Consider the following 14,001-nt stretch of genomic DNA (forward strand, 5'->3'; position numbering starts at 1 on the left):
AAAGCACGAGGAGTCGCCGGCAACCAGCCCTCGCACACACAAGACAACCACCGAAGTGATCGAAGAGGAGTGCGCCGAACCGCGCCGACACCACAAGATTACCAGGGTCCGGCACCGCCATGACCCGGTTCGAGAACAACGCCCCCACCGCGCGGGCTATTCCCCGCCGGGACCGGCCCGGCCCGGACGTCCGGTCGTCCGACACACCAGCCCATGGCGGCTATTCCCGCAGGTAGGAGCCGGGAGCGTGCCCCGTCTCCCGTACGCGGCAAAACGGGCGAGCAAGCGGGGACAACCAGATCCGTCTCTCAGGCATCTACTTAGCGCCGCGGCGATCAGCCGGCAGGGCACGGACGATCGGGGAGGCACGACGTGAGGGACGACAGCCGCGCATGGCCGTCGCCCTCGCGTTCCGCGACGGCTCCAAGTGGCCGTCGTTGTCCCACGCAACCGAACGTCAAGCCGCTCGCAATCGCCCCGCGCTACGAAGACGATGCGGAAGTCCCCGTACGGCGCCAACCCGGCCGCCCGGACTTTCGTCGCTGGAGGTGGCCATCATCATGCGGTCGGAGTTCGACGACATCCGTGCCCACATCACCGCCGAGCCGCCGCGGCCGAGCGAGTTGCTCGAGCTCGCGCACTCACTGCTCGACGATCTGGAGCAGTTGCGAACCCGCGAGGCGATCCTGCGCTCGCACTACCTCGCTCTGCTGACCGCCGCTCGCGCCACCGTGGCGGCCGACGGCGCCGGGCACCCGGTGCCGCTCACCTTCCTCCAGCACGAACTGGCCGAGCACGGGCAGCTTCCCGACGGTGAGCAGGCGCAGCGGATCTTGTCGGACGCCGTGGCCGCGCAGTCCATGCTCGCTCACCTCGACGAGCCCGCGGGACCCCGGCGGTCCCGCGCCGCCCGCGGCCCCCTCTGCGGCGGAGTCAGCCGCAGTCTGCGGGGCTGAGCGGCTCAGCCGCCGGGGATGAGCTCGTGCACGAAGACGACGTTGGGGTAGGCCGGGTTGTCGGTGTACCCCTGGACGTTGCCCAGGTAGGCCCGCTGGTAGTTGGACACCCACGGCACCGCCACCACGGCCTCCTCCTCGATGAGCTTCCTCTGGAGTTCGGCGTACGCCCTCTCCGCGGCGGGACGGTCGTTCGTCAGCAGTGACGGCAGACGGTCGATCTTCGCGTCGACGTCCCTGTCCTTGAGGTAGGTGAGGTTGAAGGACACCGGCTCCGCGCTGTGGAAGACGTTGAGGAACCACGAGTACGCGTCGGCGTAGTCGGGCCACCAGTACATGACGAGGATGTCCTGGCGCTTGGCCGGGTCGGCGGACTTGCCCTGGTCCCACTGCTGGGTCCACTGCATCGCCTTCGCATCGAGCTGGACGTTCAGCTCGGCGAGCGCGCTCCTGAGCTTGCGTACGAGCAGTTCCTCGTCGTCGTCCCCCTGCGCGTACGTCAGTGTCAGGCGCAGGGGCCTGCCGCCCGGGCCGTACCCCGCCTCGTTCAGCAGCGCGGCGGCCCCGGCCGGGTCCTGCTTCTGGGTGAGGCCGGGGGTGTGCCCGAGCAGGCCCTCGGGGACGAGACCGGAGGCGGGCGCCCCCGCCCCCTTGAGCGCGGCGATCAGGCCGTCGTAGTCGACGGCCTTCTGCACCGCCTTGCGCAGCCGTACGTCCGCCAGCGGGCCCGAGGCGGTGTTGAACAGCACGAGCATGTTCTGGAACGACGGCACCTGCAGCGTGCGCACCCCGGCGGTGGTGCGAGCCTTCTGGTACAGGGTCCGGTTCAACCGCCGTACGTAGCTCGCCTCGCCGCGCAGCAGCAGCCGGTAGGCCCTGTCGAGGTCGGGCGTCACGCGGAACTCGGCGTTCCGGTAGTGCGGGCCCTCCCAGCCGCCCCAGTAGCCGTCGAAGGCGCGCAACAGCAGTTCCTTCTCGCGGCCCTTCTTCCAGCTCGCCACCGTGTAGGGCCCCGAGCCCGCGTCCCGGCCGGCCTGGAACCACTTCTTGAGGTCACCCGTGCCCGCCGCCTGGGTGTCGTAGATGTACGCGGCGTAGTCGGACGAGGCGATCAGGTCGAGCGGGGCGGCGTACTTGAGCCGGAACTCCACGGTGAGCGGGTCCTTGACCGTGATCTGCTGGACGGAGTCCCAGATGTAGGCCGCGCCGGCCCCTATCCGCTTGGTGCGCTCGATGGACGCCTTGACCGCGGATCCGTCCACCGGCCGCCCGGTGTGGAAGGTCATGCCGGAACGCAGGGTGAACGTCCAGACCTTGCCGTCGGACGAGGCCTGCCAGCGCTCGGCCAGGCGCGGCGCGGCCCTGCGCGTCCGGGGGTTGTACGTCGTCAGCGAGTCGTAGATGTTCTGCATCGCCATGATCTCGTTGGAGTACGAGCTGGCGGGGTCCCAATCGGTGACGATGTCGAGATTGGACAGGTAGACGAAGGTCGAGTCCTTCGTCGACGGAAGGTTCGCGGCCGAGATCTCCGGGACCTGACCTCCGCCGCATCCCGCGAGGGCCAGCACGGCCATCACTCCCAGCACGAGTAAACGGCGCATGCGTGCGGGTCCTTTCCGTGTCTACCATGATCGACGCTACTGCAAGATCACGATCAGACACGATATTTCCGGCTAATCGATCACAGAGCCCTCATCCGACCCACCCCACTGCTAGTCTCTATCCCTGTCGCAAAAAGGTTTTATGTGAGGCTTGTCCCTCACTGGGCGAGGTGCCATGAGTCCGCGCAGGCGTGACCGGCCGATCAGGTCCCGGCTCATCGGCCTGCTGCTCGTACCGCTCTTCTCGCTGATCGCCCTGTGGGCGGTCACCGCAGGCGTCACGATCGGCGAGAGCCTGAGTCTGCGTACGTACAACACGCTGTGGTCCACGCTCCGGCGGCCCGCCGACTCCCTCATCGTCGACCTGCAGGCCGAACGCCTGACCACGGCCCGATACCTCGGTTCGCACCGGACGGCCGGCCGCGACGCCATGGTCCTGCAGCGCCAGCGGACGGACAGGGCCAGGGACAAGCTCCGCACGCTGGCCCTGTCCGACGCCTCCCGCTCGGCCACCACTCCGGCCATGCGTACGCAGGTCGACGAGATGCTCGCGGGACTCAGCCAGGTCGACGAGATCCGGGCGGAGGTCGACGAGGGGGTCTCCGAGCGGCTGCGTGCCATCGAGACCTACAACCTGGTCAGCGACTCGATCTACCGCATGCACTACAGCCTGGCGCTGATCGACGACATCCCGATCTACCAGCAGTCGCGCGTGGTGATCTCGCTCGGGTACGCCAAGGAGCTGCTGACCCGGGAGCAGGCGCTGGAGGCGGCCGCCGGCACGTCCGGCCTCACCGACGAGGAACGCAAGCTGTTCACCCAGCTCGTGGGCAACCGCCGGTTCCTCATCGACCAGGCGCTGCCCGAGCTGGACGCCGGCCTGCGGCAGCTCCACGTCAACCTGATCACCACTCCGCTCTACCAGCGGCTGCGGCTGCAGGAAGAGCAGATCATCGAGGCCCCCAGGCTCTCGACGCGTACGCAGCGGGTGTGGCAGTCGACCTCCGACGACCTGGCCGACTCGTTCCAGAAGGCGCAGACCGAGGCGGCGGCCCTGCTCGCCGATCGCGCCGCGCCGATCGCCGACTCGATCCTGCGGCGGGCCGTGCTGGCCGGGGGCTTCGGCCTCCTCGCGGTCATCGCCTCGATCCTGATCTCGCTGCGGGTCGGCGGACGCCTCGCCCGCGAGCTGGCCGACCTGCGGCAGGCCGCGCTCGACCTCGCGAACAAGCGGCTGCCGGGCGTGCTGGTCAAGCTCAAGCGCGGCGACGACGTCGACCTGGCCGCCGAGGCGCCCCCGCTGCAGACCGCGGGCGGGACCGCCGAGATCCAGGACGTGGGCCGGGCCTTCTCGACCGTGCAGGAGACCGCGGTGGAGGCCGCCATCGGGCAGGCCCGCCTGCAGCGGGGTGTCAGCCAGGTCTTCCTCAACCTGGCGCGACGCAGCCAGACGCTGCTGCACCGGCAGCGGACCCAGCTGCACGGCATGCAGCGCCACGCGACCGACCCGGACATGCTGGAGGAGCTGTTCCGGCTCGACCACCTGACGACCCGCATGCGCCGCCACGCCGAGGGCCTGATCATCCTGTCGGGCAACGCCCCCGGCCGTGCTTGGCGCAAGCCCGTCCCGATGTACGACGTCGTACGCGGGGCCGCGGCCGAGGTGGAGGACTACGCCCGGGTGAACGTGCCGCCGATGGAGGACCACGGGCTCGACGGCGCCGCGGTGGCCGACGTCATCCACCTCATCGCCGAACTGATCGAGAACGCCACGATCTTCTCGCCGCCGCACACCACCGTGTCGGTGCGCGGCGAACTCGTCGGCATGGGCTTCGCGGTCGAGATCGAGGACCGCGGGCTCGGCATGACCAAGGAGCGGCTCGCCGAGCTGAACGAGCGTCTGGCCAACCCGCCGGAGTTCGACATCGCGGACACCGACCGCATGGGACTGTTCGTCGTCGCGCGCCTGGCCGCACGGCGGGACATCCGCGTGACCCTGCGGCCCTCGCCCTACGGAGGAACGACCGCCATCGTGCTGATCCCATCCGTGCTCATGGTTGGCCCCAACGATCCCGATCTCGCCCGTCTCGCCGCGGGAGAGGTCACACCGGAGGACATCATCCTCACCTCGCTGCAACGGGGGCCGCAGGAAAACGAGAACACCGGCGAGGAGGACCGAAAGTGACGGAACGCATGCAGGACCAGTGGCTGGACGAGGAGGCCGGCCCGATCGTGCCGGCCTACGCCCTGACCCGCGGACGCGTGCGGCCCTCCAGCCAGGAGATCGACCTCGTCGCCATCGTCACCGCGACCGGAGGGCCCACGCCGGTGAGCCTCGGTCCCGAGCAGTGGATGATCCTCAGCCTGTGCGCCCGCCCGGCGTCGCTGGCGGACATCGCCGCGGCGATCGACCTGCCGCTCGGCGTCGTACGGGTGCTGGTGGGCGACCTCCACGAGCAGGGTCTCGTGCAGGTGCGCCCACCCGCCAACGTCGCGCGCTTCCCCACCCCCGGCATCCTGACCGAGGTGATCAGCGGTCTTCGCGCGCTGTGACCCTCCTCGGTCGAGAGCGCCGGATCAGAGCGCGTGCGGGTAGTGCCGTGCGGCGTGCTCAGGGGTGATGTAGCCCTCCCGCAGGTCGGCGCGCACGGCCTCGGGGTCGCGCTCGGAGGGCGGGCCGTACCCGCCTCCCGAGCCGGTGCGCAGGTGCACGACCGCACCCTTGGGCAGGAAGATCCGCGTCTTCAGCGAGAAGTCCTCGGCGTGCCCGTCGGGATACTCCACCGTGAGCCGGTTGGGCCGGCCGGGCAGGCCGCCCTCCAGTCCCCAAGGCGCCAGCGCGGTCCTGGCCAGGCCCGCGGTGAGGTACTGGTCCTCCAGGATGCGGAAGGACAGGTCGAGCCCCAGGCCGCCGCGGTGGCGGCCGGGTCCGCCGGAGTCCTCGGCCAGGGCGAGCCGCTCGATCCGCCAGGGGTTGCGCGCCTCCCACACCTCGGCCGGGGTGAAGCGGGTGGCCGACTCCGAGATGTACATGAGCGCGCTCGCGCCGTCGGCCGACGGTGAGGCGCCCTGGCCCACCGGATGGGGCGCGCCGTCGGCCCACGGCTCGCCGGTCGCCTCGCGGTTGCCCCACCACACCAGGGCGTTGATGTCCCCGCCGCTGGCGGCCGGCACCGATTCGGGCACGGCCTCGGCCAGCGCCCTGATGATCAGCTCGATGGCGTGGTCGGAGGGGATGCCGTACATGAAGCAGGGCGCCGGCCGTACGGGGTGGAACAGCGAGCCGAGCCGGGTGACCAACTCCAGCGGGCGGAAGTGGCCCTCGTTGGGCTGCTCGCCGGCCCCCGCGAGGAAGGCCACCGCGATCCGGACGGCCGCCACCGTGGACGGCAGCGGGCAGTTGACCGGCCCGCCGACCTGGTCGGGGCAGTCGGTCAGGTCGACGGTCACCGACGAGCCGTCCACGGCGACCCGGACGCCGAACGGAATCGGCGTGCCGTTCACGCCGTCGGAGTCGATGACGCTGGACGCCTGGTAGACGCCGTCGGGCAGGCGCTCGAACCAGCCGCGCACCAGCGCCTCGCCGTGGGCGTACATGCGGGCGACGCAGCGGCGGAAGGTGTCCAGGCCGTGCCGCCGCACCAGCGCGCCGAGGGCCTCCGCCCCGGTCCGCGCCCCGGCCACCATCGCGTTGATGTCCCCGATGACCATCTCCGGCATCCGGCTGTTGGCCAGGATCATCCGGTAGACGTCGCTGACCAGCCGCCCGGCGTCGTACAGCTTGACCCCGGGGAAGATCGTGCCCTCCTGGTGGACGTCGACCGTGTCCGTGCAGTAGGGGTCCTTGCCGCCGATGTCGAGCCAGTGGGCCTTGATGACCGAGTACGCGACCAGCGTGTCGTCGTGGAAGATCGGCACCACCATCGCCGCGTCCTGGGGGTGGGAGCCGGTGCCGTACGGGTCGTTGTAGAGGATCACGTCGCCGGGGCTGAGCGCGGCGGGACCGCCGACGCCCTCGACGGCCTCCCGCACGCAGAAGCCGAGGGTGCCCATGAACGCCGGCAGCGTCGGGGCCTGCGCCAGCATGCACATGTCGGCGTCGTAGAAGGCGACGGCGAAGTCCAGCGCCTCGTAGATGATCGGCGAGAACGCGGTGCGGATCAGCGACTGCTTCATCTGGTCGGCGGCCGCGTTGAGGCCCTGCCGGATGATCTCGGTGGTGACGGGGTCGGCGCCGTCGCCCAGCCCGGGGTGGACCTCCGCGTATCGGGTGCGGACGATGGTCATGGGCGGTCCTTCCGTGTGATCATGAGACAGCCGCTCTCGTGCGCCTCCACCGCGAATCCGGCGTCCACGTAGGTCGTCGCGGTCGGCTCCACCACCAGCAGCGGGCCCTCGGCCACGCCGCCCAGGTCCTCCCGCCGTACGACCGGGGCCTCGGTCCAGGCGCCCCGGCGGAACGACCACAGCCGCGTCGTCCCCCGCCCGCCCTCGCCGGACGGCGGGGCCGGCACCATCGGGCGGTCCGCGTCGAGGACCACCCTGCCGGTGGCCCGCACCGTGACGATCTCCAGCGGGTCGGGCAGGGTGTGGCCGAAGGACCGGTGGTACGCCTCGGAGAACCGGGCGGACACCGCCGCCAGATCGTCCTCCCCGAGCCGCACCGGGATGGTCAGCGTGTGCTCCTGTCCCCGGTGGCGCAGGTCGAGGTCCACCTCGCGTACGGCTCCGGGCTGCGCGAGCCGCTCGAACAGCGTCTCCGTCACCCGCTCGACCAGCGGCAGCGCCTCGTCGTCCAAAGGACGCACCATCGTGCGGGCGGCCGACCGCACGATGTCGGCCTGCACCAGGCCGACGGCGGAGAAGTTGCCCGCGTTGGGCGGCACGACCACGGTGTCCACGTCGAGCTCGTCGGCGAGCAGGCAGCCGAACACCGGCCCGGCGCCGCCGAAGGCGACGACGGCCGCGCCGCGCGGGTCCACGCCCCGCTCCACCGTCACGCCGCGCACGGCCTGGGCCATGTGCGCGGCGGCGATCCTGACCACGCCCACCGCGACCGCGTCCACGCCGTCGATGCCGGTCGGGCCCGCGAGCGGCGCCAGCGCGCGGGCCGCCGCGTCCTCGGACAGTTCGATGCCGCCGGAGATGTGCCCGCGGGGGATCATGCCGAGGTGCAGGGCGGCGTCGGTCACCGTGGGCTCGGTCCCGCCGCGCTGGTAACAGGCGGGCCCGGGGTCGGCGCCCGCGCTGCGCGGGCCGACGCGCAGCAGGCCGCCCGCGTCGGCGTACGCCACGGAGCCGCCGCCGGCGCCCACCGACCGCACGTCCACCCAGGGGCTCTGCAGCGGCAGGCCGACGACCTCACCCTGGTAGAGCAGCGGGAGCCGCCCGTCCTCGATGAGCGCGGTGTCGAAGCTGGTGCCGCCCACGTCGGCGGCGACGGCCGTGCCGATGCCGAGGGAGGGGCCGAGCGAGGCGGCCAGGCGGGCGGTGGCGGCGGCCCCGGCCACCGGGCCGGACAGGATCGTCTCGAACGGCCGGGCCGCGGCCTCGGCCAGCGCCAGTGCGCCGCCGCCGGACCGGGTCACGAGCAGCTCGCCCGCGAAACCCCTCGCCCGCAGCTCGCGGTCGAGGTTGTGCAGGTAGGGGCCCATGCGGTGGCGGACGAAGGCGTCCACGACCGTGGTGCAGGTGCGCTCGTACTCCCGGTACTCCCCTGAGACCTCGTGCGACAGCGAGACCGGCCCGGCGAACCCGGCCTGCCTGAGCAGCTCGGCCGCGCGTGCCTCGTGCGCGGGGTTGGCGTAGGAGTTGACGAGCACGATCGCGACGGCGTCCACGCCCTCGGCCGCGAAGGCCTCGGCGGCCCGCCGCACGTCCTCCGGCTCCAGGTCGCGTACGACCGAGCCGTCGGCGGCCACCCGCTCGGTCACCTCCAGGCGTAGCCGCCGGGGCACGAGCGGCGGCGGCGGAGTCCAGAACAGGTCGTAGGGATCGTCGCGGTCGCCCCTGCGGATCTCCAGCACGTCGCGGAACCCGGCCGTGGTGATCAGGCCGACGGTCGCGCCCCGCCTTTCGAGCAGCGCGTTCAGGCCCACGGTGGTGCCGTGCACGAAGTGGCGGCAGCGTGCGAGCAGGTCCGCCGGCACCGCCGCGTCGACCGCGGCGAGGACCCCGCGTTCCGGCGCGGACGGCGTGGTGGGCTGTTTGGCGACCCTGATCTCGCCGGTCGCGGCGTCGTGCAGGACGAGGTCGGTGAAGGTGCCGCCGACGTCCACTCCGATGACCGTTGTCATGCCTGGCAACGTAGATGCGGCCGCGCGCCCCGTCGATGTGTCCTCACGACGACGAGATCGGCGTTGTTGTCCCCGGGAGACAGTCGTGGTCGAGCACCACGTGGCAGGCGAGCTGGAGCGCGAAGCGGGTCTGCGGGTCGGACAGGTCGGCGTCGAGCGCCTCGGCGATGCGCCTGATCCGGTGGGCCACCGCGTTGGGATGCAGGCTGAGCAGCTCGGCCGCCCTGGTGCGGGAGCCCCAGCTGTCCAGGTAGGCCTTCAGCGTGGGCACCGCGTGGGCGCTGAGCGCCCCGAGGCGTTCCAGCGGGGCGAGCATGTCGCGGGCGGCCACCAGCGCGCTCTCGCTGCCGCTCAACTCCGCGAGCAACGCGTGGACCCCGAGCCGGTCGAACCTGACGACCTCCCCGGCCGCGGCGCGTGCGGCGGCCGCCCGCGCCTGCGACGCCGTACGGCGCAGCCCGTCCGGTCCCGCCTGGCAGGTGCCGACCCCGGCCCCCAAGCTTCCTGCCCCCACGACCGGCGGGTGCGGCAGGCCGGCGCCGAGAGTCGTCCGCTCGTCGGCGGTGAGGAGCACGAGCACGCCGTCCTGCCACCGGGTGACCAGCGGCGGCGCGGACAGCTCGGCCGTCCCGCCGAGGCCCGTATCGCCAAGTCTCCCGTCGCCGAGTCCCAGTGCGCCGGGCAGCGCGGCGGCGGTCCCGCGCGCCTCGCGGAGCACCGGATCCGCCGACCCTGGGGCCGCCTCGCCGCCGGGGTCGCGTAGGAAGACCGCCACGTGCCAGCCGTCCACCGGCACGCCCTCGTGCCGGGCGCGGCGGGCGGCGGTCCGGGTGTCCTTGGCGCCGAGCAGGGCCAGCAGCGCCCGCTCGCGAGCCGCCTCCGCCTCTCGCGCGGCCGCCCGCACCCGGCCGAGCGTGGTCGCGACGACCTGGGCCACGATCGCCGCCGCCGGGTCCTCGCCCTCCCAGCACACGTAGCCGTCCGGCCGGCCGCCGACCCGGATCACGGTCGCGTTGGCCGCAGGGTCGGCCAGGTCGGCGACCATGTACGCGACCCCGACAGAGGCGGACGCCGCGCGCAGGATGTCGTCCTCGCCCGCGCCCTCCATCGCGCCGATGCCGTCGATCGCCTCGCGCGTACGGCGCAGCAGCAGCCCGGGGTCGGCGCGTACGGCCGCGCTGAGGCCGAGCACGGTGTCCGACAGCGAGTGGTCGGAGGCGCCGGCGAGCAGCGCGACCCGCTCCCGCCTGGCCAGCTCGACCGTCTCCGGCGTGGTGCCCGAGGGGCCGGGCAGCACGATCCCGGCCAGGCCGCCGCGTCCGGCCAGGCGCAGCGCGTCGAGCACGTCGCACGACCGCATGGCGTGGCGGGACAGGATCGCCAGCGCGCCGGGGGCCGCCGCGGCCAGTTCGCGCATCTCGTCGACGAGGACGACGCTGCCGACCTCCCGGGCGTCCCAGGGCCCGGCGACGAGCGTCAGCCTGCGGCCCGCGGGCGTCCTGAGCAGGTCACTGACGCGGCGCATCGGGGGTCTCACCTCCGTGGGGGACGCGCGGAGCCGAGGAGCCCGGGGTGTGCAGCACCTCCTCCGCACGGTGACATGCCACCTTACGCCCCTCGACCTCACGCGCCTGCGGCGTCTCCTCCCGGCAGCGGTCCACCGCGAGAGGGCAGCGCAGCCGGAACGGGCACCCCGTCGCCGCCGCGGCCGCCTCTGTCCGCCCGGCGGCGCGCGGCGGCTCGCCGCCCAGGCGCGGCACCGCGTCGCGCAGCGCCCGGGTGTACGGGTGGGCCGGCCGGGTGAGCAGTTCCCCGGTCGGGCCGGACTCGACGACCCGCCCGGCGAACAGCACCGACGACGTACGGCACAGCCGCCCCACGACGCCGAGGTTGTGCGTGATGAGCAGGTAGCCGAGCCCGTGTTCGGCGGCCAGCCTCTCCAGCAGGTCGAGGATCCTGGCCTGCACGGTGACGTCGAGCGCGCTGGTGGGCTCGTCGAGCACCAGCAGCCGAGGCTCCACGGCCAGGGCGCGGGCGATGGCCACCCGCTGCCGCTGGCCGCCGGACATCTCGTGCGGCCTGCGGGCGGCGAGCGCGGGGTCGAGCCCCACGTCGGCGAGGAGCGCGGCGACCCGGTCCCGCCGCTCGGCCCCGGACATGCGGTGGTGGGTGGTCAGGGCCTCGGTGATCGACGCCCCCGCCGTCATGCGGGGGTCGAGGGCCTCGCTGCCGTCCTGGAAGACCGGCTGCACGGCCCGGCGGAACTCGGCCCGGCCGGCCCTGCCGAGCCCGGCCAGGTCGCCGGTGCCGTACCGGACGACGCCGGAGCGGGGGCGCATGAGGCCGAGCAGGGCGCGGGCGAGCGTGGTCTTGCCCGAGCCGCTCTCCCCGATCAGGCCCACCCCGCCCTCGTCCACGGCGAGGCTCACGTCGTGGACCACCGCCGTCGCGCCGTACGCGAGGGTGACCCCCTCGGCGGCGAGCAGCGTCATGGGCCCTCCCCCTCGTCGAAGTCGGCGGGTTCTGGTAGCGCGGGCACCGCGGCGATCAGCTCGCGGGTGTAGGGGTCGCCCGGCCGGGCGAACACCTCGGCGGCGGACCCGCTCTCCACCACGGCGCCGTCACGCATCACCACGACCCGGTCGGCGATCGTGGAGACCAGCGCGAGGTCGTGGGAGACCAGCAGCACGGCGAGGCCGCGCTCGTCACGCAGCCGGCGCAGCACCCCGACCACCTCGGCCTGCACGGTCACGTCCAGCGCGCTGGTCGGCTCGTCGGCCAGCACGACCTGCGCGCCGAGCGCGAGGGCCAGCGCGATGGCGAACCGCTGGGCCTGGCCGCCGGACACCTGGTGGGGGTAGCGGCGCAGGATCTCCGGGTCGAGCAGCACCGCGCGGACGCCCTCCTCGGCCCGCTCCCGCGCGTCCGCGCCCTTGACGCCGTGCCGGGCGAGCGCGCGGCGCATGAGCGTGCCCAGGCGCATGGTGGGGTTGAGCGCGGCCTGCGGGCTCTGCATCACCAGGGCGGCCCGCGAGCCGCGGATCTCCCGCAGCCGCGCCGGGCTCGCCGTGAGGACGTCCACGTCGCCGACCGTGATCCGGCCGGAGACGTCCGCGCCGTGGACGAGGCCGAGCGTGCTGAGCAGGGTGGTCGTCTTGCCCGATCCGCTCTCGCCGACGATCGCCACGCACTCCCCCGCGGCCACGTCGAGTTCGGGCACCGACGCGATCACCCGGTCGCCGATCCGCACGACGAGGTCCTTCACGCTGATCAAAGTCATCGCGACAGCCTCGCCCTCAGTCCCTCGCCGAGCACGTTGAACGAGAACGCGGTGACCAGGATGGCGAGGCCGGGGAAGGTCACCACCCACCAGTCGGTGGTGAACAGCGACTGGCCCTGCTGGACCATCAGCCCCCACTCCGAGGTCGGCTCGTGGGCGCCCAGCCCGAGGTACGACAGCGCGGCGGCGGTGAGGATGACCCCGCCGCCGTCCAGCGACAGCTGCACCAGCACCGGCGTGAGCGAGTTCGGCAGCACGTGCCGCAGCACGATGAGCGGGGCGGGCACGCCCAGGCAGCGCGCGGAGTCGACGAACCCCCGGGTGGCCACGGACGCGGCGACCGACGCCGTGAGCCGGGCGTACCACGGCCACCAGGTGACCGCGATCGCCACGATCACGGTGGTCACGCTCGGCTGGAGCACCACGGCGAGCGCCAGCGACAGCAGCAGCGCGGGGAAGGCGAGGAAGACGTCGGTCACCCGCATGATCACGTCGCGGGCCCAGCCGCCGGCGTACCCGGCGACCACTCCCAGGACGACGCCGGCGACGCCGCTGACGGCCAGCACCGCGACGGCGATCAGCAACGAGGTGCGGGCGCCGAACAGGACCCGGCTGAGCACGTCGCGGCCGACCTGGTCGGTGCCGAACCAGTGGGCGCCGCTCGGCGGCAGCAGCGCCTCCAGGGGATGCGTGGCCGAGCCGCCGTCCTCCGGGTAGGGGGCGATCCACGGCGCGAGCAGCGCCGCCAGGACGACGATGCCCAGCAGCACGGCCCCCGCCACCGCGAGGCGGTCCACCCCCGCCAGGCGCCGCAGCGGCGTACGGCGGAACGCGGTCAGGGCCGGAGCCGTCATCGCGCCCTCACCCTCGGGTCGACCACGCCCTGGAGGAGGTCCACGGCGAGGTTGGCGACGACGTACAGCACGGCGACCAGCAGCGTGACCCCGGCGATGGCGGGGGTGTCGAGCGAGCGGATCGAGTCGGCGGCGTACCGTCCGAGGCCCGGCCAGTTGAACACGGCCTCCACGAGGAAGCCGTTCACGATCGAGTACGCGAAGACGAGCGCGATCAGCGACAGCACCGGGTTCAGCGCGGGCCGCAGGGCGAACCGGGTGAGCACCGCGGTCTCGCCGAAGCCGAGCGCGCGCTCCAGCCGGGCGTGATCGCGCGACGACTCCTCGATGAGGGCGGCCCTGGTCATCTGGGCCACCACCCCGGCCGGGTACGCCGCGATCACCAGGGCGGGCAGCACCAGGTGCGACAGCGTGCTCGTGAGGATCGGCCAGTTGCCGGTGATCAGCGCGTCCACGGCCGTGATGTTGGTGTAGAGGTGCAGGGGGCTGGTCCGGTCGAGCGACGCGTCGTACTCCCCCGCGACGGGGAACCAGCCGAGCCCGCTGGCGAAGACCGTCTGCAGGGCCAGCGCCAGCCAGAACACCGGCACCGACACGGCCAGCATCGACGACAGCCGCACCGACAGGTCGGGCAGGCGGCCCTTGTAGCGGGCGGCGGCGATCCCCAGCGGGATTCCCACGACCAGCGCGATGATCAGCGCCGCACCCACGAGTTCCAGGGAGGCGGGGAACGCCTGGAAGAGGTCGTCGCGCACGGGCTGCCGGGTGTGCAGGCTGGTCCCCCAGTCACCGCCCAGCAGGTCGCGCACGTAGTTCCACAACTGCACCGGCAGCGGGTCGTCCAGGCCGAACCGCCGCCGGGCCTCGGCGAGCTCGGCCGCCGTCGCCTTCGGCCCGGCGTACGCCACGGCCGGGTCGCCGGGCACCAGGCGCATGACGGCGAACGTGAGGACGATCACGCCGGCCACGACCAGGACGGCCTGGCCGAGCCGGCGGATCAGATACCTCGGCATG

Annotated in this window: 11 protein-coding genes; 3 read left to right on the top strand and 8 right to left on the bottom strand. The window is 73.1% G+C overall.

Annotated features, from left to right (window positions below; all coding sequences use genetic code 11):
- Positions 1–560 precede the first annotated feature (560 nt).
- The gene (locus tag QSK36_RS26235) at positions 561–956 is read left to right on the top strand and encodes a hypothetical protein (RefSeq protein ID WP_183542310.1); all 396 of its coding nucleotides are present in this window, start codon (positions 561–563) and stop codon (positions 954–956) included.
- A gap of 5 nt (positions 957–961) precedes the next feature.
- Here QSK36_RS26235 and QSK36_RS26240 read toward each other — a convergent pair whose 3' ends face one another.
- The gene (locus QSK36_RS26240; RefSeq protein ID WP_139579224.1) at positions 962–2,557 is read right to left on the bottom strand and encodes an ABC transporter substrate-binding protein; all 1,596 of its coding nucleotides are present in this window, start codon (positions 2,555–2,557) and stop codon (positions 962–964) included.
- Positions 2,558–2,732: 175 nt separating this feature from the next.
- Here QSK36_RS26240 and QSK36_RS26245 point away from each other — a divergent pair, with 175 nt between their 5' ends.
- Positions 2,733–4,742, top strand: a complete 2,010-nt coding sequence (locus tag QSK36_RS26245) for a sensor histidine kinase (RefSeq protein WP_285784231.1) — start codon at positions 2,733–2,735, stop codon at positions 4,740–4,742.
- Complete coding sequence (locus QSK36_RS26250; RefSeq protein WP_239109313.1) at positions 4,739–5,110, top strand: DUF742 domain-containing protein; 372 nt, start codon at positions 4,739–4,741, stop codon at positions 5,108–5,110. The genes QSK36_RS26245 and QSK36_RS26250 overlap by 4 nt, the downstream gene beginning before the upstream one ends.
- Before the next feature lie 24 nt (positions 5,111–5,134).
- On the opposite strand, the gene QSK36_RS26255 is transcribed toward QSK36_RS26250, so the two are convergent.
- From QSK36_RS26255 to QSK36_RS26285, 7 genes are read right to left on the bottom strand one after another with little or no spacing between them, the layout of a single operon-like run.
- Positions 5,135–6,844, bottom strand: coding sequence for a hydantoinase B/oxoprolinase family protein (locus QSK36_RS26255; RefSeq protein WP_285784232.1), 1,710 nt, complete (start codon positions 6,842–6,844; stop codon positions 5,135–5,137).
- Entirely contained in the window at positions 6,841–8,853 is a 2,013-nt protein-coding gene (locus QSK36_RS26260; protein WP_285784233.1) for a hydantoinase/oxoprolinase family protein, read from the bottom strand. Before QSK36_RS26260 ends, QSK36_RS26255 begins: the two co-directional genes overlap by 4 nt.
- Before the next feature lie 43 nt (positions 8,854–8,896).
- Positions 8,897–10,378 carry a helix-turn-helix domain-containing protein gene (locus QSK36_RS26265; protein WP_285784234.1) on the bottom strand — a complete coding sequence of 494 codons (1,482 nt, stop codon included), beginning with the start codon at positions 10,376–10,378 and terminating at the stop codon, positions 8,897–8,899.
- Entirely contained in the window at positions 10,362–11,345 is a 984-nt protein-coding gene (locus QSK36_RS26270) for an ABC transporter ATP-binding protein (RefSeq protein ID WP_183542337.1), read from the bottom strand. The genes QSK36_RS26265 and QSK36_RS26270 overlap by 17 nt, the downstream gene beginning before the upstream one ends.
- The gene (locus QSK36_RS26275) at positions 11,342–12,133 is read right to left on the bottom strand and encodes an ATP-binding cassette domain-containing protein (RefSeq protein ID WP_285784235.1); all 792 of its coding nucleotides are present in this window, start codon (positions 12,131–12,133) and stop codon (positions 11,342–11,344) included. The genes QSK36_RS26270 and QSK36_RS26275 overlap by 4 nt, the downstream gene beginning before the upstream one ends.
- Positions 12,130–12,987 (bottom strand): ABC transporter permease, encoded by an 858-nt coding sequence (locus QSK36_RS26280; RefSeq protein ID WP_182900052.1) that lies wholly within the window; start codon positions 12,985–12,987, stop codon positions 12,130–12,132. Before QSK36_RS26280 ends, QSK36_RS26275 begins: the two co-directional genes overlap by 4 nt.
- Positions 12,984–14,000: an ABC transporter permease gene (locus QSK36_RS26285; RefSeq protein WP_139579232.1), complete on the bottom strand. Its 1,017-nt coding sequence runs from the start codon at positions 13,998–14,000 to the stop codon at positions 12,984–12,986. The genes QSK36_RS26280 and QSK36_RS26285 overlap by 4 nt, the downstream gene beginning before the upstream one ends.
- Position 14,001: the final 1 nt, after the last annotated feature.

Origin of the sequence: Microbispora sp. NBRC 16548 (assembly GCF_030268985.1) — a bacterium.
Taxonomy (GTDB): Bacteria; Actinomycetota; Actinomycetes; order Streptosporangiales; family Streptosporangiaceae; genus Microbispora; species Microbispora catharanthi.

What these genes read in the sequence shown, in the direction of transcription:
- QSK36_RS26235 (WP_183542310.1), top strand. Translation starts at nt 561, where the DNA reads ATGCGGTCGGAGTTCGACGACATCCGTGCCCACATCACCGCCGAGCCG.
- QSK36_RS26240 (WP_139579224.1), bottom strand. Translation starts at nt 2,557, where the DNA reads ATGCGCCGTTTACTCGTGCTGGGAGTGATGGCCGTGCTGGCCCTCGCG.
- QSK36_RS26245 (WP_285784231.1), top strand. Translation starts at nt 2,733, where the DNA reads ATGAGTCCGCGCAGGCGTGACCGGCCGATCAGGTCCCGGCTCATCGGC.
- QSK36_RS26255 (WP_285784232.1), bottom strand. Translation starts at nt 6,844, where the DNA reads ATGACCATCGTCCGCACCCGATACGCGGAGGTCCACCCCGGGCTGGGC.
- QSK36_RS26260 (WP_285784233.1), bottom strand. Translation starts at nt 8,853, where the DNA reads ATGACAACGGTCATCGGAGTGGACGTCGGCGGCACCTTCACCGACCTC.
- QSK36_RS26265 (WP_285784234.1), bottom strand. Translation starts at nt 10,378, where the DNA reads ATGCGCCGCGTCAGTGACCTGCTCAGGACGCCCGCGGGCCGCAGGCTG.
- QSK36_RS26270 (WP_183542337.1), bottom strand. Translation starts at nt 11,345, where the DNA reads ATGACGCTGCTCGCCGCCGAGGGGGTCACCCTCGCGTACGGCGCGACG.
- QSK36_RS26275 (WP_285784235.1), bottom strand. Translation starts at nt 12,133, where the DNA reads ATGACTTTGATCAGCGTGAAGGACCTCGTCGTGCGGATCGGCGACCGG.
- QSK36_RS26280 (WP_182900052.1), bottom strand. Translation starts at nt 12,987, where the DNA reads ATGACGGCTCCGGCCCTGACCGCGTTCCGCCGTACGCCGCTGCGGCGC.
- QSK36_RS26285 (WP_139579232.1), bottom strand. Translation starts at nt 14,000, where the DNA reads ATGCCGAGGTATCTGATCCGCCGGCTCGGCCAGGCCGTCCTGGTCGTG.